Annotated in this window: 19 protein-coding genes; 10 read left to right on the top strand and 9 right to left on the bottom strand. The window is 55.3% G+C overall.

Annotated elements, in window-relative coordinates:
• Positions 1 to 248 precede the first annotated feature (248 nt).
• The 3 genes from paaZ to BM007_RS02385 all read left to right on the top strand — a co-directional run bounded on the left by paaZ (position 249) and on the right by BM007_RS02385 (position 6,411).
• Positions 249 to 2,291, top strand: coding sequence for a phenylacetic acid degradation bifunctional protein PaaZ (paaZ, locus tag BM007_RS02375; RefSeq protein WP_090417111.1), 2,043 nt, complete (start codon positions 249 to 251; stop codon positions 2,289 to 2,291).
• A 621-nt stretch (positions 2,292 to 2,912) separates the two neighbouring features.
• Positions 2,913 to 5,186: a primary-amine oxidase gene (tynA, locus tag BM007_RS02380; protein WP_090417113.1), complete on the top strand. Its 2,274-nt coding sequence runs from the start codon at positions 2,913 to 2,915 to the stop codon at positions 5,184 to 5,186.
• A gap of 118 nt (positions 5,187 to 5,304) precedes the next feature.
• Complete coding sequence (locus tag BM007_RS02385) at positions 5,305 to 6,411, top strand: GGDEF domain-containing protein (protein WP_090417115.1); 1,107 nt, start codon at positions 5,305 to 5,307, stop codon at positions 6,409 to 6,411.
• A gap of 9 nt (positions 6,412 to 6,420) precedes the next feature.
• Here the strand turns inward: BM007_RS02385 and BM007_RS02390 are convergent, their stop codons facing one another.
• Positions 6,421 to 7,407, bottom strand: coding sequence for a GlxA family transcriptional regulator (locus tag BM007_RS02390; RefSeq protein WP_090417116.1), 987 nt, complete (start codon positions 7,405 to 7,407; stop codon positions 6,421 to 6,423).
• 163 nt (positions 7,408 to 7,570) lie between these two features.
• On the opposite strand from BM007_RS02390, the gene BM007_RS02395 reads away from it, so the two are divergent.
• Both BM007_RS02395 and BM007_RS02400 read left to right on the top strand, forming a co-directional pair.
• On the top strand, positions 7,571 to 8,293 hold the full coding sequence (locus BM007_RS02395) for an alpha/beta fold hydrolase (protein WP_254780644.1): 723 nt from the start codon (positions 7,571 to 7,573) through the stop codon (positions 8,291 to 8,293).
• Positions 8,290 to 8,904: an FMN-dependent NADH-azoreductase gene (locus tag BM007_RS02400; RefSeq protein WP_090417119.1), complete on the top strand. Its 615-nt coding sequence runs from the start codon at positions 8,290 to 8,292 to the stop codon at positions 8,902 to 8,904. The genes BM007_RS02395 and BM007_RS02400 overlap by 4 nt, the downstream gene beginning before the upstream one ends.
• A gap of 50 nt (positions 8,905 to 8,954) precedes the next feature.
• Here BM007_RS02400 and BM007_RS02405 read toward each other — a convergent pair whose 3' ends face one another.
• Entirely contained in the window at positions 8,955 to 10,454 is a 1,500-nt protein-coding gene (locus BM007_RS02405) for an aldehyde dehydrogenase family protein (RefSeq protein WP_090417121.1), read from the bottom strand.
• 241 nt (positions 10,455 to 10,695) lie between these two features.
• On the opposite strand from BM007_RS02405, the gene feaR reads away from it, so the two are divergent.
• On the top strand, positions 10,696 to 11,604 hold the full coding sequence (feaR, locus tag BM007_RS02410; protein WP_090417123.1) for a transcriptional regulator FeaR: 909 nt from the start codon (positions 10,696 to 10,698) through the stop codon (positions 11,602 to 11,604).
• Here the strand turns inward: feaR and BM007_RS02415 are convergent, their stop codons facing one another.
• The 4 genes from BM007_RS02415 to BM007_RS02430 form a co-directional block, all read right to left on the bottom strand.
• Positions 11,605 to 11,922 carry a YdbL family probable chaperone protein gene (locus BM007_RS02415; protein ID WP_024909488.1) on the bottom strand — a complete coding sequence of 106 codons (318 nt, stop codon included), beginning with the start codon at positions 11,920 to 11,922 and terminating at the stop codon, positions 11,605 to 11,607.
• 7 nt (positions 11,923 to 11,929) lie between these two features.
• Complete coding sequence (locus BM007_RS02420; protein WP_032651162.1) at positions 11,930 to 12,121, bottom strand: YnbE family lipoprotein; 192 nt, start codon at positions 12,119 to 12,121, stop codon at positions 11,930 to 11,932.
• Positions 12,118 to 14,757: a YdbH family protein gene (locus BM007_RS02425; RefSeq protein ID WP_090417125.1), complete on the bottom strand. Its 2,640-nt coding sequence runs from the start codon at positions 14,755 to 14,757 to the stop codon at positions 12,118 to 12,120. The genes BM007_RS02420 and BM007_RS02425 overlap by 4 nt, the downstream gene beginning before the upstream one ends.
• A 127-nt stretch (positions 14,758 to 14,884) precedes the next feature.
• Positions 14,885 to 15,208 carry a hypothetical protein gene (locus tag BM007_RS02430; protein ID WP_090417128.1) on the bottom strand — a complete coding sequence of 108 codons (324 nt, stop codon included), beginning with the start codon at positions 15,206 to 15,208 and terminating at the stop codon, positions 14,885 to 14,887.
• Between the two features lie 326 nt (positions 15,209 to 15,534).
• On the opposite strand from BM007_RS02430, the gene BM007_RS02435 reads away from it, so the two are divergent.
• Positions 15,535 to 16,524 carry a 2-hydroxyacid dehydrogenase gene (locus BM007_RS02435; protein WP_024909491.1) on the top strand — a complete coding sequence of 330 codons (990 nt, stop codon included), beginning with the start codon at positions 15,535 to 15,537 and terminating at the stop codon, positions 16,522 to 16,524.
• 19 nt (positions 16,525 to 16,543) lie between these two features.
• Here BM007_RS02435 and BM007_RS02440 read toward each other — a convergent pair whose 3' ends face one another.
• On the bottom strand, positions 16,544 to 17,749 hold the full coding sequence (locus BM007_RS02440; RefSeq protein WP_090417131.1) for an MFS transporter: 1,206 nt from the start codon (positions 17,747 to 17,749) through the stop codon (positions 16,544 to 16,546).
• Positions 17,750 to 18,207: 458 nt separating this feature from the next.
• Here BM007_RS02440 and BM007_RS02445 point away from each other — a divergent pair, with 458 nt between their 5' ends.
• Entirely contained in the window at positions 18,208 to 18,879 is a 672-nt protein-coding gene (locus BM007_RS02445; RefSeq protein ID WP_024909493.1) for an MgtC family protein, read from the top strand.
• A 72-nt stretch (positions 18,880 to 18,951) separates the two neighbouring features.
• Here BM007_RS02445 and BM007_RS02450 read toward each other — a convergent pair whose 3' ends face one another.
• Positions 18,952 to 19,407 (bottom strand): MarR family winged helix-turn-helix transcriptional regulator, encoded by a 456-nt coding sequence (locus BM007_RS02450; RefSeq protein WP_254780639.1) that lies wholly within the window; start codon positions 19,405 to 19,407, stop codon positions 18,952 to 18,954.
• A 68-nt stretch (positions 19,408 to 19,475) separates the two neighbouring features.
• On the opposite strand from BM007_RS02450, the gene BM007_RS02455 reads away from it, so the two are divergent.
• Positions 19,476 to 19,766, top strand: a complete 291-nt coding sequence (locus tag BM007_RS02455; protein ID WP_090417132.1) for a DUF1330 domain-containing protein — start codon at positions 19,476 to 19,478, stop codon at positions 19,764 to 19,766.
• Between the two features lie 125 nt (positions 19,767 to 19,891).
• Positions 19,892 to 20,326, top strand: coding sequence for a universal stress protein UspF (uspF, locus tag BM007_RS02460; RefSeq protein ID WP_024909496.1), 435 nt, complete (start codon positions 19,892 to 19,894; stop codon positions 20,324 to 20,326).
• Between the two features lie 57 nt (positions 20,327 to 20,383).
• Here the strand turns inward: uspF and BM007_RS02465 are convergent, their stop codons facing one another.
• The gene (locus BM007_RS02465) at positions 20,384 to 22,966 is read right to left on the bottom strand and encodes a bifunctional diguanylate cyclase/phosphodiesterase (RefSeq protein WP_090417135.1); all 2,583 of its coding nucleotides are present in this window, start codon (positions 22,964 to 22,966) and stop codon (positions 20,384 to 20,386) included.
• Between the last annotated feature and the right edge of the window lie 151 nt (positions 22,967 to 23,117).

Consider the following 23,117-nt stretch of genomic DNA (forward strand, 5'->3'; position numbering starts at 1 on the left):
AGCGTAATTTTGAATCACTTTGTTTTTTAAAAGTTACACAAAGGTTAAATATAACCCCAAGAATTGTTTCCTTGTTTTGTGATATCGCTCGCAAGGCTTTTACTGCAGGCTTACTGAAGAGCGTCCTCGCGCGCCACGTTTCATCAGAGCGGATCACAATGTTAACAATTCATTAAAACTCAGCTTGATTTTTATGATTCATGATCAAACTATTAATGGGTAAATTACGTAACATTTGGAGATAAGCGATGCAGCAGTTAGCCAGCTTCTTATCCGGTACCTGGCAGTCTGGCCGGGGCCGCGAACGCACTATTCATCACGCCATCAGTGGCGAAGCGCTGTGGAGCGTGACCAGCGAAGGGCTGGACATGGCGGCCGCCCGTCGCTATGCGATTGAGCGTGGCGGCGAAGCGCTTCACGCGATGACCTTTATCGAACGCGCGGCCATGCTGAAGGCGGTGGCAAAGCACCTGCTTAGCGAGAAAGAGACGTTTTATGCCCTGTCCGCCCAGACCGGAGCGACGAAGGCGGACAGCTGGGTCGATATCGAAGGCGGGATCGGCACCCTCTTCACTTACGCCAGCCTTGGCAGCCGCGAGCTGCCGGATGACACCGTGTGGCCGGAAGACGAGCTGATCCCGCTGTCAAAAGAAGGCGGCTTTGCGGCGCGCCACGTGCTGACCTCCAAATCCGGCGTGGCGGTGCACATCAACGCCTTTAACTTCCCCTGCTGGGGGATGCTGGAAAAGCTGGCCCCGACCTGGCTTGCCGGCATGCCCGCCATCATCAAACCCGCTACCGCTACCGCGCAGGTGACGCAGGCGATGGTGAAATCCATCGTCGACAGCGGGCTGGTGCCGGACGGCGCCATCAGCCTGATCTGCGGCGGCGCCGGGGATCTGCTCGACCAGCTCGACAGCCAGGACGTGGTGACCTTTACCGGCTCCGCCAGCACCGGGCAAAGCCTGCGCGTGCACCCGAATATTGTGGCGAATTCCATTCCGTTCACCATGGAAGCCGACTCCCTGAACTGCTGCGTGCTGGGGGAAGACGTCACGCCGGAGCAGCCGGAGTTTGCCCTGTTCATTCGGGAAGTGGTGCGCGAGATGACCGCCAAAGCCGGGCAGAAATGTACGGCCATTCGCCGCATTATCGTCCCGCAAAACCAGATTGACGCCGTGAGCCAGGCGCTGGTTGCCCGGCTGGAAAAGGTGGTGGTGGGCGACCCGGCGCAGGAAGGGGTAAAGATGGGCGCGCTGGTCAACGCCGAACAGCGTGCGGACGTGCAGGAGAAAGTGGAGCAACTGATCGCCGCAGGCTGCCAGGTCCGCCTGGGTGGCAAAGCGGATCTGCAGGCCGCGGGCGCGTTCTACCCGCCGACCCTGCTGTTCTGCCCGCAGCCGGATGAAACTCCGGCAGTGCACTCCACCGAAGCTTTTGGCCCGGTTGCGACGCTGATGCCGTATCGCAACGCCCGCCACGCGATGCAGCTTGCCCGCGCGGGCGGCGGCAGCCTGGCGGGCACGCTGGTCACCGCTGACCAGGACACTGCCCGCCAGTTTATTCTCGGCGCGGCGCGCGCCCACGGGCGTATTCAGATCCTCAACGAGGAAGCCTCGAAAGAGTCCACCGGCCACGGCTCCCCGCTGCCTCAGCTGGTGCACGGCGGCCCGGGCCGCGCGGGCGGTGGCGAAGAGCTGGGCGGCCTGCGCGCGGTGAAGCACTACCTGCAGCGCACCGCGATTCAGGGCAGTCCGACCATGCTGGCCGCCATCGGCAAACAGTGGGTGCGTGGCGCAACGGTGCAGGAAGATCGCGTGCATCCGTTCCGCAAATACTTTGAGGAACTGCAGCCGGGCGACAGCCTGCTGACGCCGCGTCGCACCCTGACGGAAGCGGACATCGTGAACTTTGCCTGCCTGAGCGGCGACCACTTCTACGCCCATATGGACAAGATCGGCGCGGCAGAGTCGATCTTTGGCGAGCGCGTGGTGCACGGCTACTTCCTGATTTCCGCCGCGGCGGGACTGTTCGTTGATGCGGGCGTCGGGCCGGTGATTGCCAACTACGGCATGGAAAACCTGCGCTTTATCGAGCCGGTTAAACCGGGCGATACCATTCAGGTGCGTCTGACCTGCAAACGTAAAACGCTGAAGAAACAGCGTACCGCGGAGGAAAAACCGACGGGCGTGGTGGAGTGGGCGGTTGAGATCTTCAACCAGCACCAGCAGGCCGTGGCGCTCTACTCCATTCTGACACTGGTGGCGCGCCAGCAGGGTGATTTCAGCTAAGTTCCCTGCTCCTCATCCTCTCCACAATGGCTGAGCGCTCTCAAGTAATGTGCAAGCAGAAGCAATAACGCTGCTTTTAGAATGGCTGAGGGCCTTCAGCGATGCCCTGGTCCGGCTGTAAATCGCTGAGGCGTTTGCCTTCCGGCCGGGGCGAGGCGCAGGGATGCGCCGAGAGGGCGGGCTTTACAGGGATGTTACCTCCGCCCGTACTCGATAAGCCGGAAGGAATAAGCCGAAGGTACCGCGCAGCGGCGATTTACCGCCGGGAGCCCGGGTCGCCAGGGTGGTGGCGACTGAGCCACCCTGGCACGTTCACAGGCCATGTCGTTACAGAGTAGCAAGGAACATAAAGTGAACGGAATGACCACCAGTGCCGTATGTTCCCCCTCACCCCAGCCCTCTCCCTCAAGGGAGAGGGGGCCGTCTGTGCTGACATCATTTGTGGGGTTCCCTCAGCCTCAATGGGGAGGGGAAATGGCCCGGCATGTGATTTACCCCCGCTCTTTTTTTAACCTGGCAAGGCTGACAAATAATCTGGCAGATGCAGGCAAACGCTTTTCTCAGGCGCCTGTCAGGATAAGGCTGTCACAACACAATAAACACAACAAGATGAGGTCTACGATGGGAAGCAATTCTTCTTTTTCTGCCCGTAGAACGGCGCTGGCTATGGCCGTTGCGCTGTGTTGCGCCTGGCAATCCCCTGCTTTCGCCCACGGCAGTGAGGCGCATATGGTCCCGATGGACAAAACGCTGCAGGACTTTGGCGCCGACGTTCAGTGGGATGATTACGCACAGATGTTCACCATTGCGAAAGACGGCGCCTTTGTGAAGGTCAAACCGGGCGCTAAAACCGCCATCGTCAACGGTAAAACCCTCAAGCTCGAGGTGCCGGTGGTAATGAAAGGCAAGAAAGCCTTTATTTCCGATACCTTTATCAACGATGTTTTCCAGTCAGGCCTCGATCAGACCTTCCAGGTTGAGAAACGCCCTCACCCGTTAAACGCGCTGACGGCGGACGAAATTAAGCAAGCCGTTGAGATTGTGAAAGCCTCGGCGGATTTTAAACCGAATACCCGCTTTACCCAGATTGCCCTTGCTGAGCCAGAGAAAGCCAAAGTGTGGGACTTTGTGCTTAACGGCACGGCGGTGGATGCCCCGCGTCAGGCGAAGATCGTGATGCTCGACGGAAAGCACGTTATCGAAAGCGTGGTGGATTTGAAGGATAAAAAAATCCTGCGCTGGGAGCCGGTGAAAGACGCGCACGGCATGGTGCTGCTGGATGATTTCACCGCGGTTCAGCAAATCATCAACGACAGCACGGAGTTTGCCGAGGTGCTTAAAAAACACGGCATCACCGACCCGAAAAAAGTGATTACCACGCCGCTGACCGTCGGCTATTTCGACGGTAAAGATGGCCTGAAGCAGGAAGATCGCCTGCTGAAAGTGGTGAGCTATCTGGACGTTGGCGACGGCAACTACTGGGCGCACCCGATTGAAAACCTGGTGGCCGTGGTCGATCTTGAGCAGAAGAAAATCCAGAAGATTGAGGAAGGCGCCGTTGTTCCGGTTCCGATGACACCGCGCCCCTACGATGGCCGCGACCGTATAGAGACGCCGAAAAAACCGCTCGACATCATTGAGCCGGAAGGCAAGAACTACACCATCACCGGCGATATGGTGCACTGGCAGAACTGGGATTTCCACCTGAGCCTGGACTCCCGCGTCGGCCCGATGATCTCAACCGTCACCTATAACGACAACGGCAAAAAACGCCAGATTATGTATCAGGGGTCGCTCGGCGGCATGATCGTCCCTTACGGCGATCCGGACGTGGGCTGGTACTTTAAAGCCTATCTCGACTCCGGCGACTACGGCATGGGCACCCTGACCTCACCGCTGGTACGCGGTAAAGACGTGCCGTCCAACGCCGTGATGCTCAATGAAACCATCCCGGATTACACCGGCGCGCCGATGGAGATCCCGCGCGCGATGGCCATTTTCGAACGCTACGCGGGACCGGAATACAAGCATCAGGAGATGGGCCAGCCTAACGTCAGCACCGAGCGCCGCGAACTGGTGGTGCGCTGGGTGAGTACCGTGGGCAATTACGATTACATCTTCGACTGGGTGTTCCATGAAAATGGCACCATCGGCATTGACGCCGGTGCGACGGGTATCGAAGCGGTGAAAGGCGTACAGGCGAAAACCATGCACGACGCCACAGCCAAAGACGACACAAAATACGGCACGCTGATCGACCATAACATCGTGGGCACCACGCACCAGCACATCTACAACTTCCGTCTTGATATGGACGTGGACGGCATCAACAACAAGCTGGTGGCCATGGATCCGGAAGTGAAGCCGAATACCGCCGGTGGCCCGCGCACCAGCACCATGCAGATCAATCAGTACGATATTGATACCGAACAGCAGGCGGCGCAGAAGTTCGACCCGGGCACGATTCGCCTGCTGAGCAACACCCGTAAAGAGAACCGCATGGGCAACCCGGTTTCGTACCAGATTATCCCTTACGCGGGCGGTACGCACCCGGTGGCGACCGGCGCGAAATTTGCCCCGGACGAGTGGATCTACCATCGCCTGAGCTTTATGGACAAACAGCTGTGGGTGACCCGCTACCACCCGGATGAACTTTACCCGGAAGGAAAATTCCCGAACCGCTCCGTGCACGACACCGGCCTGGGTCAGTACAGCAAAGATAACGAGTCTCTCAACGATCAGGACGATGTCGTCTGGATGACCACCGGCACCACCCACGTGGCACGCGCGGAGGAGTGGCCGATCATGCCGACGGAATGGGTGCATACCCTCCTTAAACCGTGGAACTTCTTCGACGAGACACCAACGCTCGGAAAGAAAAAAGACGATAAATAACCATCCGCCGGGCAAATGCCCGGTTTTTTTTGCCCTGGCGTTTGAGGATCGCCCTGGCTTGCTTATAGTTACTGATATCTCACCTGCATGATTTATCCCCCGGACGGGAAAGGGCTTTATGGAAAAAAGAAAAAAACCGACACTTGAACGGGCAACATGGCCCACGCGCCATGCCATGGTCATGCACGGGCTGGCGATGAACCTGCCGTGGCTGGCCTTCGTCAATATCAGCTTCGCGGTGATGATCCTGCTGCGACACGTTCTGCTTAACGCCAGCGATCCCCTTTATCCCCACTCGCCGCAGCTGACGAGAATGGTCGATGCCTCCATGCTCGGCATTATCATCCTCTCAGCAGCGCTGATCCTGATGGCCTGGCGGCGTATCGCCGGTATTAGCGTGGTGTTGTTTATCTGTAGCGCCATCTGGTCGGTCTCCTGCTTCTGGTTTATCACCCAGCTGCTGCTGCCTCATGTCTGGCCGCTGTGCGTCATTTTATTACTCGCCGGCTTAACGGCGCTCTATTTTTACCCCGAGGGGCTGCTCGCCTTTGTGCTCCCGCTCTGGATCACCCTGCCGATAGCAAGCTGGATACGGAACGATGGCCTCAACCTTCACTTCGTCGTCATCTGGAGCGTCTTTACGCTGATCCTGATCTGCGGGCGTTTCATTCTGTTGAGCTGGTTTGACGAGGCCTGGCGGCGTAATCAGCAAAATCAGCTGCTGATCTCCAGACTGGATGCGCTGGCGCATCAGGATCCGTTAACCAAAACCGCCAATCGCCGGAAAATGGAGGTGGTGCTGGAGAACGCGGTTGAGCAGAAGAAAACCTTCTCGGTGATTATGCTGGATATCGACTACTTCAAGCTCTACAACGACACCTACGGGCACCAGGCAGGCGACGACTGTCTGACCCGCGTGGCGCGGGTGCTGAAGCAGTCGGTGCGCACACCTGACGATGTGGTGTCGCGTTACGGCGGCGAGGAGTTAGTGGTCATCCTCTTCAATTGCCCGGAAAACATCGCCGAAAAGGTGGCCTTACGCATTCAGGACGGCCTGCGCGCGGAAGCCATACCACACAGCGCGTCAACCGTTAGCGACCATGTCACCGTGAGCATGGGGATTGCGAGCATGGCGGAAGGGTTAGCGGGCACCGAGATCATCGCCCGCGCCGATGCGGCGCTGTATCGGGCGAAGGAGGCCGGGCGGGATCGAGTATGCCGGTGAGAACGGCGGCTATTCCGCATGACGCTCGGCGATCCATTTGCGGTATTGACCGGGCGACATGCCCGTCACCCCCGTGAATGCGCGCCTGAATGCCGTGTCGTCAGCGTAACCGCAAGCGCTGGCAATCTCCGCTATTACGTACCCCGGTTGCTCCAGGAGACGCATTGCCTTTTCAATGCGCATGCGCGTCAAAAAGTTTTTAGGGCTTTCATTCATCTCCTCCGCCATTTTTCGGTGAAGGGTACGAGTGGTCATATTCAGCGCCCGGGCAAGCTGTTCTACGGTGATCTCCGGATTTTCATACCGGACGATATGTTCCGCTTTCATTATCATCGGATGGACTGAATTTAAAAAACCTGCTGGCGCGTAAACCTGCTGAGATAACGGCTGGCTGTCAGCCACGGCCATATCGGCCGTCAGACGCGCCAGCTTCTGCCCCGCGTGCAGACGGATGATATGCAGCGCCAGGTCAACCCACGAGAGCGGGCCACCGGATGTGATAACCCGTGCGTCCTGCACCAGCGCTTTACCCCAGACAGGTTTGCTCAGCGGATAACGCTGGCGGAAAGTATGGTAAAGCCACCAGGTCGTCGTGCATGCCCGGCCATTGAGGATCCCTGCCTCGGCGAGAACCAACCCACCGGCACAGGCTCCCGCAAGCATCGCGCCTTTATCATACTGGCCGCGCAGCCATGCGCCAGCCTCGAGGACGGCCGCTGACGAGACCGGGCGTTTCTGCTCGTCAAGCTTCATCCCGCAGGCAATCACGAGATCGAAGGTTCCTCCGGTAACAAAGCTCGCTTCGGCCTCGATCGGCCGCCCCTGCGCGTCCGGGACCGGCTTTCCTTCCGCCGTGATGATGACCGCCTCAAAAGGCGAAATGCCCTCGCCGTCCGGCTGCTGGGCAATCACCTCGTTAGCCAGCCAGAACATGTCGCAGAGCCCAGCCACGGCGGATTTCATGCTTCCGGGTAACGCTAAAATGGCAATTCTCATGATTCAGGCCTGAGTAAAATGTCTGATTTCGTATGTTAACAGTCATTTCAGACACTACAACCCTCTTTGCGTCTCTCGTTACACTGTGATTCAACGTCTCTCAGGAAATTACGTCACGCTTATGAAACCGACACGCTTGCCCGTTCTTCTTTCTTTGCTTTGCATGGCTGCATCGCAGTCTGTGCAGGCGCGGATTAATAACATCATCCTCGTGCATGGTGCCTTTACCGATGGTTCCGTCTGGCAGGAAGTGATAGGCCGTTTGCAGACCCGGGGCTACCACGTCACGGCAGTACAAAACCCTCTGACTTCGCTTGAAGAGGACGTCGCCGCCACAGAGCGTGTCATCGACCGTCAGCAAGGGGACGTAGTGCTTGTTGGCCACTCCTGGGCCGGCGCGGTCATCGCTCAGGCAGGCAATAACCCGAAGGTGAAAAAACTGGTTTTTCTCTCCGCCCTTGCCCCCGACAGCGGTGAATCGGTTACCTCTCTTCTTACCCGCCTCAACGCCCCGATGGCCGACATGCGCCCGGATAAAAAAGGGTTAATCTGGCTGGACGATCCTGCTGCCTATCAGCGCACGATGGCCAACGATCTGCCCCTCAAACGCGTAAAACTGCTGACGGCAACGCAGCAGCCTATCGCGGCAATCGCCTTCAGCGAGAAGGTAGAACATGCAGCATGGCGTGAAAAACCCTCATGGTATCTGATAACCGAAGAGGATCGCGCCCTCTCTCCCGGTATCCAACAGCAGCTCGCCGGCACCATGAACGCCACCGTCCTGCGTATTAAGAGCAGCCATATGTCGATGATTTCCCACCCGCACGCCGTGAGTCAATTTATCGAACAAGCAACCCAAACCGACGCAAAGGAAACAGAGAAATGAATATCCTGCATATAGATTCAAGCATTAACGGCGAGTTCTCACTTTCACGTCAGCTGACGGCAGAGGTGGTTCGCCAGATCGCGTCAGAGAAGGTGGTCTATCGCGACGTCGTTAAAACCCCCATCGCCCATCTCACCGGCACCGTTGCCGCTGGGTTCCGGCCGCTGCGGATAGCCACCGATGCGACGGCTGAAGATGTCCGCGAACACGCGCTGTCCGGGGAACTTGTGAACGAATTTCTCAATAGCGACCTCATCGTGATAGGTGCGCCTATGTATAACTTCTCCGTCTCAACTCAGCTTAAAGCCTGGTTAGATCGACTCGCCCAGCCGGGAAAAACCTTTAGCTATACCCCGACGGGCCCGGTGGGGCATGCGACCGGCAAGAGGGTTATTGTCGTTTCAACCCGCGGCGGGATATATCACGGTACGCCAATCGAAGACATGGATTTTCAGGAGAGGTACCTGCAGCGATTCTTTGGTTTTCTGGGTATCGACAGAGTGGAATTTGTCCGTGCTGAAGGGGCTACTCGCAGTGAAGAAGTCAGGACTAAAGGCGTTGCGCAGGCGTTTGACGCTATTCCATCGGTCATTGCCGCAGCATTGAAATAGCCGCCGGGTTAAAGCCTGCCGGGTAACCGCAGCGTTACCCGGCAATGTTTTTAATACCGCACGCACACCGACTTGGTTTCACACCAGCCGTCCAGCCAGTCCGGACCAAAGTCACGCCCGGTACCGGACTGTTTCATGCCGCCGAACGGCAGATTGGCGTCGATCAGCGTATGGCTGTTTACCCAGACGGTGCCCGCCTGCAGCCGGTCGGTATACTCCAGCGCCTTGCTGATATTTTGCGTCCAGACGCTGGCCGTCAGGCCATAGTCGCTGTCGTTTGCCAGCTGAAGCGCCTCTTCACCGTCGGCGACGCGCACCACGTTGACCACCGGGCCAAACACCTCTTCGCGGGTCAGGCGCAGCGAGGCATCCGGGTTCACCACCAGCGTAGGCGCAACGTAATAGCCTTTGCCTTCCGGCCCCCGGTTACCGACGATCAGCTCCGCGTTGCGCGACTTCGCCTCATCAAGGAAGGTCTGCACCTTGTCACAGTGCGCACGCGACACCAGCGGGTTGATAAACGCCTCCGGCGACATGCCCGGCCCGACGCTCAGGGATTTCACCGCCTGCTCAAACCCGCTGACCAGCGTGTCAAACAGCGGCGCTTCAATGTAGATGCGCGAGCTCGCCGCGCACACCTGCCCCTGGTTCAGGAAGCTGCCGGTCATCAGGCCTTCGATCACCCACGCCGGGTCGGCGTCTTTCAGTACAATAGCCGGGTTTTTCCCACCCAGCTCCAGGGTCACGCCGGTTAACGTGTCCGCCGCCGCACGGGCAATTTGCTTACCCGTCGCCGTTGAGCCGGTGAAGCTCACCTTTGCAATATGCGGATGCGAGGTCAGCGCTGCGCCGCACACCGCGCCGCTCCCGGTCACCACGTTGAACACCCCGTCCGGGATGCCCGCTTCGCTGGCCAGTTCCGCCACGCGCAGCATGGTCAGCGGCGTGGTTTCTGACGGCTTGATGACAATAGAGCAGCCCGCGGCCAGCGCAGGCATCACTTTCCACATCCCGATCATCAGCGGGAAGTTCCAGGGCACAATCCCGGCCACCACGCCAACCGGCTCTTTACGCGTCCACGCCTGATAGCGGGCACCCTGCGGCAGCGGGATGGAAAGGTCGAGGGTCTTACCCGTAATTTTGGTGGTCAGCCCGGCGGTATAGCGCATCCAGTTCAGGGTGCAGTTGACTTCAAACATGCGGGAAATATTAATGGATTTCCCCTGCTCCAGCGTTTCAAGCTGGGCCAGCTCTTCGCTGTGCTGTTCCACCAGATCGGCGAAATGGAGCAGGATCCGCTCGCGCTCCGCCGGGAGTTTTCCGGCCCAGCTGCGGGCGACAAACGCGCGCCAGCCGGACATGACGGCACGGTCAACGTCGTCGACGCTGGCATCGGCAGTCGAGGCAATGACTTCGCCCGTGGCCGGGTTGTAGACGTTCAGCCGCTTTTCACTGTCCGACGCGGCCTGACGCCCTTCAATCCACAGGCCATGCTGTCGGTCTAAAAATTGTTGTACGGCAGGCTGAATGGCCACCTGTGATTCAGACATAGGATACTCCTTCGTTATTCTTCGCAGGGTGTTAATCCAGTCTAAGTGGGGTTTTGCATTCTCGCTTTTGTCTCTGTGACATTCGCTTTGCCACCTGTGACAGGCTCCGCAAATCGCGATAATTGCCGCTTATATGGCTGTTACCGGTGAGTGTTCTTTCCTATAGTCAGCCTCATAGCTCTGACAAAATGCAACACAAATGTAACAATGCGAAAACGTTGACGGTGCAGTGAGAGAAACGATGGCGTGTGCAAGCGAGCAGGAACAGTATCAGCAGTGGCTGGCGCAAATTAACCAGGTTTGCGGGCGTTTTAACGCGCAGCCCACCGAGGGAAAATTCTACGGCGAGCTGGAGACCAGCTATGCGCGCAGCCTGAAGCTCAGTACCGTGACCGCAGGCGGCGTTAATCTGTTCCGCTCCCGTCAGGAGATCACGCAGAGTAACGATGCCTGGTTCTATACCGTGTTCCAGCTAGAAGGCAGCGCGGCAATTGAACAGGATGACCGTCGCGCGCTACTCAGGACCGGTGATATCACGCTGATTGACGCGTCGCGTCCCTGCTCGATCAACTGGCGGGAAAAGTCCCGCCAGATTTCGCTGCTGGTTCCCCGTCAGATAATTGAGCAGCAGTGTCGTTTCCAGGAGATAAGCTGCGCGACCGCCCTTTCCCGCACCTTGCCCACGGTACAACTGAGCCATCGCCTGCTGATGGAGAGCATGAGCAATGCCGACCTGAGTGACCGTGAAAGTGAAGCGGCGCTCGAGGCGATGATCTGTCTGCTGCGTCCCGCTTTCCAGCAGCGTGAAATCATTCAGCCGCGCAAGGAGCGCCAGTTCCAGCATGTGGTGGCGCTGATTGACGACCATATTCAGTCTGAATCGCTGCGCCCGGAATGGATTGCCGCCGAGAGCGGTATGTCCGTGCGCAGCCTCTACCGCATGTTTGCCGAGAAAGGGCTGGTGGTGGCGCAGTACATCAAAAACCGTCGTCTGGATCTGTGCGCGCAGGTACTGCGCGCTGCCGGTGATGATGAAAAGCTGGCGGGCATTGGCTACAGCTGGGGGTTCACCGACCATAGCCATTTTTCAACGGCGTTTAAGCAGCGTTTTGGCGTCTCGCCGGGTGAATACCGCAGGCGCTACCGCTAGCTACTTTTTGAGCCATTTTCCGTTAATGCCCTTCACGTATTCGCCCGGCTGCGCGCGGGCAACCAGTTTCTGCCCTGCCATTTTGGCCACTTCATCGACCGGCAAATTATTGCTGTCAGCCAGCTTCTGGTAGTTTTCCGTGCGCGCCGCGTTGATGCGATTAACCAGCGCCAGCGTTTCCGCGTCCTGTTGAACCGGGGCAAGATAACCGCTGAGGGTTTCCCCCACGCGCCCCTGGGCCCGGGCATCGTTTAAGGTCAGCGCAGCTGCCTGCACGTTCATCCCCAGCGCCAGCAAAATCAGAGCTACTCGTTTCATGGCGTCCTCAGAACAGATCGCTGCGCGATTTCAGCAGGGTTTCAACGTCTTTATCGACCTTGATGTGGATCTCATGTTCGATTTTGACATTCATATTGATGGTAATCGGCTCCTTTGGCGCAGCGACTTCAATTCGCGGCGTACAGCCGGTCAGTAGCGCGGCAACGGCGACGGTGAGCGCACCAGCCATCTTATTCATTGTTGTTCCTCACTTTCCTTGCCAGTCGAACTGCGGGGAGCAGGTATCGCCGCATGTTGCTCAAACCAGGTTTGCAGGTTGTCCCCAAAACGCAGGCTGCGCCAGAGGGTAAAAACATTCTCGTCGTGGGTATAGTTCAGGTTGACGGAGCTGCTTTTGCCATCGACCCGGCTGGTCCCCTTGATGGTCGCCTGCATGGTTAATTCACCCAGGTTATCTAAATTGATTCTCGTCCACGAACGCGAAATTTCCATATAGCGGAGCCAGTTAATCGCGGCACCCGCAACCATATTATCTTTCACGATGGCGTCGGCCGTATCTTTGTCGATGCGCAGCGTCATGGGCCCCGGGTTGGTCAGCCAGCCATCTTTAATGATCCATTTTTCGTTGTCCAGCCAGAACGGCAGCGCTCCGCTCACCGGCCCTGACATGGCAAACTGCTTCGGATTGACGGCGCTAATCAGCTCGCTCGAAGAGATATTGTCCACCCGCAGCAGGGCCGGATCGTGCTGCGGCATCCGCAGCTGCTGCATGGTGATCTTCCCGCCGAGGGTTTCCACCTTCACGTTGGTGAGCAGCAGCGGACTGTCCTCCGTCCAGGGATAATCGCCCTGTAAATCCGCGGTAATGTTGCGCGCGGTCACCAGGTTTTCCACTTCGCCGATGCGTAGCGTGACCGGACCGCGCGTGCCGAGGGACCAGGTTCCCTCGCTGAAGCGGAACGGCAGCACAAAGTCGACGCCGTTAATCTGGTTATCCGGCATCCAGGCGCTACCGGATTTCAGCACGCCGTGCCCGCCCGCTTCAAAGCCCTGATCGGCCGCCGCCGAGAAGGCGACCTGCGCATAAAGCTCCCCGTCGCGCAGCGTCATTTTCCAGTCCGGCGGGATCAAAGGCTGGAATACGGTGAGCGACTGTTTCGGCCACCAGGCCTGCCCGCGAAGGCGCACGCCATCCCAACGACCGTTCACCTGTACCGGACCGATTTTGTCCGCATGGAGGTCGCCCTTAAACTGAAAAATTGTCGGGTCGGTGCCGTCGACGCTGAAGGTCAGGACCGAGGGCGGCAACACGCTGCCGCCGGAGAAACGGGTTTGTCCTGCATTGAGCGACAGCGCGCCGCTGAAGGCCGGTTTTTCGGCATCGCGCAACCAGCGTACCGGCTGATCCAGCACCAGACGCGGCTTGCTGACCTCCATCGTGCCGTACTGGAGCTTGTCAAAACCGGTGGAGAGCGCCGTCAGCTCAATCAGGTTGTCGCGCCACTCGCCTTTCCCGGCGACATCCCAGCGGGCATGCATCGGCGTAAAACCGCCTTTACCCCAGTAGCGCCACTGCCACAGGCCGTTATCGGGTAAAAAGTCGTTGGCCTGGCCGTCCAGGTGGAGTTCAAAATCACCCATCTCGTTTTCATGGGCGCGCAGAATCGCCTGTAAACGACCGTCCACGCCCTTCTGCGTCAGCTTCACGCCCGCCAGCGGCCAGCGGATTTCATCGATATCGAGCGAATTGATGATGCGCCCGCGCGAGCGGAGCAGCGCGCCCGGCTCAAAGGCCAGCTGCGGTTCATACAGGCTGCCGGTCAGCGTGGCGGGCAATTTGGCGTAAAGAATGAGATCGTTTTGCTTCGCCTCGCCGCTCAGATGCAGGGGCATGTTGCTGTTTTCCATACTGAGCCTGCCGGGCCCAATATTCAGTACCGCGTTGCCTTTCCCCGCATCGCCGTGCGTCAGCACATTCAGTCGTCCGGTCAGGGTGGTTTTCTCCAGCCCCTGCTGCCAGTTGTCTGCACGAAGGGACACCCGCCCGCTCAGCGGCATACCCGAGAGATCCCAGTTCCAGCGCCCGTCGCTGATGTTGAGCTGCCCCGCCGTGATCTGCCACGGCAGGTCGAGCAGCGGATCGGGGTTGTCCCGCGCCATCACCACCAGCTGTCCCTGATTCTCTTCCCAGTCCAGATCGGCGTCGACCAGGGACGTTAACTGTGGCACGTTAAAGGTCGCCACCGCGTGGCCTTTCACCGGCACGCCGTCCGGAACCAGCGGCAAGGTAAACTCGCCCACCAGCTTAATCGGCTGCGGCTGGTCCGGTAGCTGTACATCAAACTGGCTGACCGAGAGCGTTTGGCCGCGAAGCGTGCCTTTAATGCTTACCTGCTCGCCTTTATAGGCGATCTCCTGGCTGGACGGGGTCAGCGACGCATTAAGCTCACCCTGCCACTGCTGCCAGGGCGACAGCGTCAGGCGGTGAACCGTAAGCCAGGTATTGGGCAATACCGCCTGCCACTGGGCCAGCGTTTTGGGAGCGACCGTTGAGGGCGCAGACTGGGGAATTTTGCTCAGGCAAACGGAGTTAAGATCCAGCGCGCCGATATCCAGCTTCCAGCGGCTGGGATGTGACAGCGTCACGTTATCGATACGGGCAATTTCGCAGTCTTCAACCAGATAGCGAAGATCGGGGATCACCAGCGCGTGGCGAGTCAGTTTCGGACTCTCTTCGAAAGCGATGCGCGTCCCGACGGGCAGCCAGATCCCGGCGAGCGTCGGTACCCACTGGGCGAGCGTCATCAGCAGCGTCAGCGGCAACAATATGAACAGCAGTAAAAGCGCAAGAGCGGCTTTGTATTTACCCTTCATGGGCAGTTAATATCCTGATTTAGAAAAAGAATTAAGCCGGCATTGCCGATCATTGTCGCATGTTTAGCTGGTCAGTTGAAGTCAAAGCCAGGTTTAAGAATAGATGCTGTAACGTTAAGTTGCGAAACTAGGGTCTGTTCCGAGGCAACGCCAGAAGGTAAAGCATGGCGAATATCAACGCCCCCCAATACACCGAGTTGTACCGCCAGGGATCAAAATCAATAAGTAAAAATGCGCTAACAAACTCATAGCCGTTGGCAAAAACGTTAATTTGAATGGCAGCAATGGCTATCACAAACAGCGTATAAGCAATGAACAGTGGATATTTCCGGAGCCGGTTAACTTTCAATTTCCCGAAGTACAATAAGAAGAAAATCATAATAGAAACAATAAAGTAGAAAAAAGCAGGCAGCATCGGCGGAGATAAGGACAACTCCAATTGTTGAGACATGCATCATTCTCCCTCTTTATCAGAAACTCACCCAGTTTCTGGTAGCGTCCCATCACATCAGGAAGGATTGCAGTTTTCGCACCCTCTTGCCATTCTTTAACGTAATTCAGACAGGCGTTTCTCGCATCCTCTACCCACTTCATTTTCCGCTACATGTCCTGATCAGATCCGCGCCGAAGATTTCTCGTAGTAAGAATATCATGGAGTTAGGGTGCACATATGCTCTAGAATAATTGATAGAACTTATTGAATTCAATAATATTTTAGAAATTGTAAGATAATTTTAATCATGCTAACGTGAATGCAAAATCACTGGAGAAAGTCTTATGAAACTCGCGGTATACAGCACAAAGCAGTACGACAAAAAGTATCTGCAACATGTTAACGAGGCTTACGGGTTTGAGCTTGAATTTTTCGACTTTCTGCTATCCGAAAAAACCGCCAAAACGGCGCACGGCTGTGAAGGCGTCTGCATTTTCGTAAACGATGACGGCAGTCGTCCGGTGCTGGAAGAGTTGAAAAAACAGGGGGTGAAGTACATCGCCCTGCGCTGTGCGGGCTTTAACAACGTGGATCTCGATGCGGCAAAAGAGTTGGGTCTGAAGGTGGTTCGCGTTCCGGCGTACTCTCCGGAAGCGGTCGCGGAACATGCGATTGGCATGATGATGTCCCTCAACCGTCGTATTCACCGCGCTTATCAGCGTACCCGTGACGCCAACTTCTCGCTGGAAGGGCTGACCGGCTTTACCATGTACGGCAAAACCGCTGGCGTGATCGGTACCGGTAAAATTGGCGTGGCTACCCTGCGCATTCTGAAAGGTTTTGGCATGCGTCTGCTGGCATTCGATCCGTACCCAAGCGCTGCAGCGCTGGATCTGGGCGTGGAGTACGTTGACCTGCCGACGCTATTCTCGCAGTCCGACGTGATCTCCCTGCACTGTCCGCTGACGCCGGAAAACTACCACCTGCTCAATCAGGCGGCGTTTGACCAGATGAAAGATGGCGTGATGATCATCAACACCAGCCGCGGCGGACTGGTTGACTCTCAGGCTGCAATCGAAGCGCTGAAAACCCAGAAAATTGGCGCGCTGGGGATGGACGTGTATGAGAACGAACGCGATCTGTTCTTTGAAGACAAGTCTAATGATGTCATCCAGGACGACGTGTTCCGTCGCCTCTCTGCCTGCCATAACGTCCTGTTTACCGGACATCAGGCGTTTCTGACTGCCGAAGCGCTGATCAGCATTTCGGAAACCACGCTGGGCAATCTTCAGCAGTTAGAAAAGGGTGAGCCGTGCCCTAACGAACTGGCTTAAGTGCTACGCCGGGTGGTGGCTAAGCCTCACCCGGCGCGTTTGTTTCCCAGCTGCGGTGCGCAACGCGCCACCAGATCAGAACGGCGGCCAGCGCAATCGCGCTCAGGACACTGAATGCCGTCGCAAACGAGTAATGACCGGCGATCGTCCCGGTTAACGCCGGGCTCATGGATGCCCCTACTCCCTGCATCAGCATCACCACACTCTGCCCGGCATTGACGTGCCCGCTTCCGCGCAGCAGCACCACAACAAACGACGGTACGACGACACCGAGGATCCCGGCGGCCAGGCCGTCGAGAATTTGTACCGGGATCATCATGAACGGCGCGTCCGTGGATGCCGCCAGCGCCGCGCGTACCGGCATGACCAGCAGCGCCAGCATAATTAAGCGCCAGTAGCCAAAATGTTCGATCCGGCGCGAAGCCCAGATGGCGACGGGGATCATCACGGCCTGCGAGATGATGACGGTACCCGCCGCGTACAAACCGGGGTTGATCGTGGCGGGTGCCGCAGCCACCCTCATGCTCAGCATCGGTAATAGCGCGGCGTTTGCCAGGTGGAACAGCAGCAGCGTCAGCCCGGTCACAAACAGCGCCCGGTTTTTCATCAGCATCGCAAAACCGGGGACCGGCAGGCTCGCTGAAGAGGACAGCCCGCGCGCCGCGTCGTTATCGATATCGCTGTTGCGAATGGCAAGCAGCGCACACAGCGTTAGCAGCGTGGTACAGGTCATCAGCAGGAAAATCCCGCCCACGCCCCAGTACCAGGCAATGCCGCCTGCCATCAGAGCGGTCATGAAATTGCCGCCGTGATTGAACGCCTCGTTTCTGCCCATCTGCGCGCTGAACCCACCCTGTCCGGTCAGCCCCAGCGTAATCCCGGCGATCAACGGCCCGACAAATGCCGCACAGATACCGGTGACGATTTGCGACACGGCGACCACGCCGCTCTGCTGGCTAAACCAGAGCAGAAGCGTGCTTAGCGTGATCAGAATGCACAGCAGCGCGAGCACAGCGCGTTTGTTGCGGGAGGTGTCGGTGATGAATCCCGCCGGCAGCGTGGCCAGTAATCCCGCCAGCCCGCCGGCCGTCATCAGGATGCCGATATCATCAGGGGTCCAGTGGCGTTCGGTCAGAAAAATACCGAGAAAAGGTCCCAGGCCATCGCGAACATCCGCAATGAAAAAACTTGTCAGGCATAACGCCCGCAGCGAACGAAGAGACATACATCCTGCCTTTGTCTGTTATCGCCTGTAGAAAAAGAAAATGTAGTATACCGGGTATTTTTGAAAATCAGATGACGTCTTAAAAAATATGCCTTCCGAACTTAAACAATTCATAACGGACGTTGTTTTTTCACTTTACTCATTATCGACCCTGACTATACTGGCAATAAATTTTCACAGGAGTCCTTCGTTGGAAAGTTATTTTATCGTCGATACGAAGGTAGGCTGACGCGATTTTCTCGCTGCTTACCTTTACGGTGGGCAGCAATCCTCTTTACGTGATTGCATCCCAATACATTAAGAACGACCAAATTTGTGGGGCATCACGATGTTCATGTTTAACCATTCACTCTTTCCGCCACCCTCCCGCTGACATGCTTTGCGTTTTAACGGCGTCATTCTGTGCTGTGTGAAGCACTGACGCTTATCGTTTAATCATGTTAACAGGCGACAGGCTGATGTTCCCTTATATCTCTCATCTGCTCGCAGCAATGCTGCTGGGCGCAATTATCGGCGCGGAAAGACAGTGGCGCCAGCGTATGGCCGGGCTTCGTACCAATGCACTGGTTGCGACGGGCGCTGCCGTGTTTATTTTAAGTTCCATCTCGACGTCACCCGATAGCCCGGGACGCATTGCAGCGCAGATCGTCTCCGGAATAGGTTTCCTTGGCGCTGGCGTCATTATGCGTGAAGGAATGAATATTCGTGGTCTAAATACCGCCGCAACGCTATGGTGTTCGGCCGGAATTGGTGTGCTGTGCGGCTTAGGGCAATTCTGGAATGCAGGTATGGCCAGCGTGATTATTCTTTGTGCCAACATATTGCTTCGCGAAGCTGCGCAACGGATTAATCAACTGCCCGCGCTCCATGAAGGCGAAAAATGCTATGTCCTGAAAATCACCTGCAATGATGAGCATGAAGATGCAGTCCGACAGAGCGTGGTAAACATGGCGAAAGAGTTGACCTTAAGCCTGAAATCCATTTATTGCGCAACGGCGCAATCAGAAGGTAAAACTGAAATTCGGGCCGAGGTGATGACCCGGGAGGAATACCGGAAATTACTCGATCTGATTATGGGTAATATTGGCGGGAATAAAATTATCGCGTCCGTCAGCTGTCACGCAATTTAAGTCTATTACCGGGCATTACGCCCGGTATAACCTTTCCGTTTTGCACGGCCTCTGACAATAACGCGGAGAGCTTCATAAGGCAGCACTGATTTTAGCCAGACGTTTCATCATCTCCGTCGTCAGGCTAAGCTGCTCGCTGCCCATTAGTTGGGACAACTCCTGCTTAGCGGATTGCCATACCGGCATGACCTCTTCAAGCAGACGCCAGCCTTCAGCTGTCAGCGTGAGTCGTTTTCCGGCACGTCCACGGCCTCCAGCCGAGTCAATAATGCCCCGGGATTCCAGACTACGGATATTACGACTCAGTGTTGTCGCATCCACCCCTGCTCTGGCGGCGAGTTCCGCAACGGTTTCATTAGGAGAACCCCCGATGCCAACCATCAGACTGAACTGCTCAGCGGTCAGATCAAACGGTCTGAAGCAGGCGTTGTAATAGCGCGTAATAGCCCGAGCGGTAGCGCGCGCCTGAAACGCCGGACAGACCTCCGGAATGCTCTCCAACAGCGCCACATCAATGTTGTTCATCATTTCATCTCGACAAGCAATGCTAAAGTTAATACTGTATATACACTATTTATATTACTTGAGGAACCATTATGCCTGCCTTTGTTCATATCAACTTACGGGTCATTGACCCTGCCAGACAGGCCAGCCTGACCCCTCGCTTCACGTCAGCATTAGAGGAAGCAGGCGGAAAAATTGTCCATTTTGGAGCTGTCGCACAGGTACTGGAAGGGGAAGTAGCGCCGTTACCCTATGCAGGCATTTTTGAATTCCCGACGTTGGATCAGGCCATTGCCTTCTATCATTCGGAAAAATATGCGCCGATTAAGGCTGAACGCCAGCTCGCCCAGGAAGCAAGAATGTTCATTGTCACGACGGAATGACAGGCAGGTTCAACTGAACCTAAATCACAGAACCGAAATTTGTCCCCGTTATGAAAGCCTGCTCTCTGTTTTGCTGGAAATAACGGTTTACCCTGAACTGTGCAAAAAACACTCAGGAGGGACACATGTACAATTCAATTTTGGTTCCCATTGATATCTCCGAGGATAGCCTGACGCACATGGTTATCCCCTTCGTTCAGGCACATACAGCACTTAACACAGCTAAAGTTCACTTTCTTACTGTTATTCCATCTCTTCCTTATTACTCATCATTAGGTTTGGCCTACTCCGTAGAAATGCCGAAGATGAAAGAGTTCCAGCACGCTGCTTTAGCTAAACTGGATGAAATGGTTAAGCAATTCAAAATCCCTGCAGATAAGATTCAGACTCACGCCGTGACGGGATCCCCTAAGGATCAAATCCTTAAGCTCGCTGACACGATCGGCGCCGACCTGATTATCATCGCCTCCCATAAGCCTGACATATCGACCTATCTGTTGGGTTCAAACGCTGCGGCAGTGGTGCGGCATGCGAAATGCCCTGTGCTGGTTGTAAGATAAAAAAACCGGGCGACATGCCCGGTTTTTCATTTACGTTTCCCTGAATGAAAGCACGCTTTAGAGATTGACTCTGTTTGCGTTTAAATTTAAGTCCGTAATAGCGGCCGGTTTTCCAAGCAAGTAGCCCTGAACTTCATCACATTTATTTTTTTTAAGAAAAGAGAGTTGTTCGGCAGTCTCCACCCCTTCTGCGGTTACCGCCATCGAATAGGCTTTACCCAGATCGATAATTTTCTCTACGACTGATTGGTTCTGCGGTGAATCGCCCAGGGTAAAAATAAAACTCTTGTCGAGCTTGAGCCCGTCAAACTGAAACTTCCGGAGATAGCTCAGGGATGCATAGCCGGTACCGAAGTCGTCGATCAGAATGCGGACACCCATCTTTTTGAGAGACTTCATGGTCTGCAAGGTTTTTTCTGGATCGGAAAGCGTGACATTTTCAGTCACTTCTATTTCCAGACGGTTAGGCTCAAGCCCTGTTTCGTGAAGTATCTCTTTTATCCTTTCGGCAAGATCGCTTGCCTGAAATTCGATAGCAGAAATATTTACGGATACCGATAACCCCGGCAATTTATCTTTTGTCTCCGCACACGCTGTACGTATGACCCAGTTACTGAGGTTAATAATCAGGCCTGTTTCTTCCGCCAGGGTGATGAACTGATCGGGCATCATAGTCCCTCGCTGCGGGTGCTTCCAACGTACCAGCGCTTCGACGGCGTCTATTTTCGAGTATCGGAGGTTATAACGCGGCTGGTAAACCAGATAGAGTTGCTCTTCGCGAATCGCTGTCTTCAGTTCTAATTCCAGTTTTCTCCGTTCGGTCAATTTTTCCGACATATCCGGGCGATAATAGACCCATCTGTTTCTGCCGGATTGTTTCGCCTGGTAAAGCGCAATATCAGCATAGCGTAAAAGATCGTTTGCGCTGCTGCTATCCTGGGGAGCCAGCGCAATGCCCATGCTTACGCCTATCGCCACATCATTGCCCTCAATGGAGAAAGGACGGTTAAGTTCTTGCACGATGCGGTGACACACCTCCTCAATGTGCTCTTTTTGGCTGCTGTTGCCGAGGAGCAGCATAAATTCATCCCCTCCCTGCCTTGCGACAAAATCACCTCGACGAACGCAGTTTTTAAGCCGTAAAGCGACCTCGCCAAGCAGAGCATCGCCCGCGGAATGCCCAAAAATATCATTGACGGGTTTAAACTTGTCTAAATCGAGGCAAATCATGGCAAAGGGATAATGATTGACGCCTTCTTTAGCGAACTGGCCTGCAAGAAACTCCTTAATATGATACCGGTTCGGCAGACCGGTTAATTCATCATGGCGTGACAGGAACTCCACACGTTTTGTTGCTTCAACTTCCTGAGAGACGTCGGTTGCCGCGCCCCGCAAAACCACCGTTCCGTCAGGCTGTGCAGAAAACTTTGCCAGAAGCGTGCAATAGGACGTGGATTGTTGCGCGTGAGTGTAAGGGCAGTTCATAAATTCAAAGCGTTCAGTTAACTCGCGGCGGCTGACACAGCCATGTAATAATCCAGCTGTCGAGGGAAAGAGTTCATCCAACCTGCGGCCTATCCATTCGCTATTTTCATATCCCGTCACCGTAGAAAAACGGCCTGAAAGCCACGTTATCTTTAACGATAAATCTGTTTCCCAGAACCAGTCGCTGGTTGTTTCACTGACGTCCCGGAATCGTTTTTCACTCGTGATGAGATTTAACCGTGCCTGCTCGAGGAGAAAGGTATTTTCGTCAAGCATTCTCGCCTTCTGCATAATATGACGCATGAGAATAACCGTCATCGATACCGTCAGAATGACTGAAAGGATGAGTAAGGGTAAAAAATAAATAATCAACGCCTGACCGGGGTTTTCGCTGTCCCAGATAATTTGCACATCACCATTCTGGGCACTTAAGGTAAATTCAGTCTGGTTGTTTATTTGAGAAGTGACTGGATCGGGTGAAGTACGAACATTTTTGACGCCGGCATCCTGCCCAATCGTGAGGAGTTTTTTAGCCGTTAGCTTGTCTATAAACACCATTGTCGAAGCTTTCCCCGGTAAGGGGTGCACGCTCGTATCATCCCCCGTCGTTATCCATTCCGCAGAAACAATGGCCGGAACGGAATCGATAAGCGTTAGCATAGAAACTGGCAATCCATTTTTTAGGCTCACCTCACGGAGTAAACGGTCTTTGGTGGATTTATCTAACCAGCGATCCAGATCCTGAAGCTTCAGTTTCCCGTCAACCACGCTGTACCGCGTTCTCCCTTCCGGGGAGAGAACAAACACCCCTTCGTAGCCAAAGTTGTCATAGAGGGACTTGCCCAGGTTTTGCTTATCCCATGCCCAGTGAACGTCAGTGTTCAGATGAAGATATTTGTAGGCATCTCCCCACTCTGCATTATCTTTCAAATGACTTCGCATGCTTTCCTGACGGGTGTCCAGCGCTTTCCTTAACAAAAATTCATCATGCTTGTCGCTGATTTCATTAACATTATCTTTTATTATTAGCAGAGATATTATAGCGGCGATGAAAATACTTATCAACAACGTAACAATATAGGTAAAGGTTTTATTTATCAGGCCTTTAGAAGGCTCGGTATCCGTGAAAGCCGGATTGTTCAGAGGTAGGGTCATCTTTCGCCTTCTTAACTGCTATTACATCAATATTTATGCCACCTTCATTTATCGGCAAAAAATAATAAAATTTTATAGCAAAAAATCTGAAGCTAAAGATTATGTGGTTTTTACAACCCAGATCAAATTATTAATCATTAACTCTTTTACA

Origin of the sequence: Enterobacter sp. NFIX59, assembly GCF_900113755.1 — a bacterium.
GTDB classification, from domain to species: Bacteria; Pseudomonadota; Gammaproteobacteria; order Enterobacterales; family Enterobacteriaceae; genus Enterobacter; species Enterobacter pseudoroggenkampii.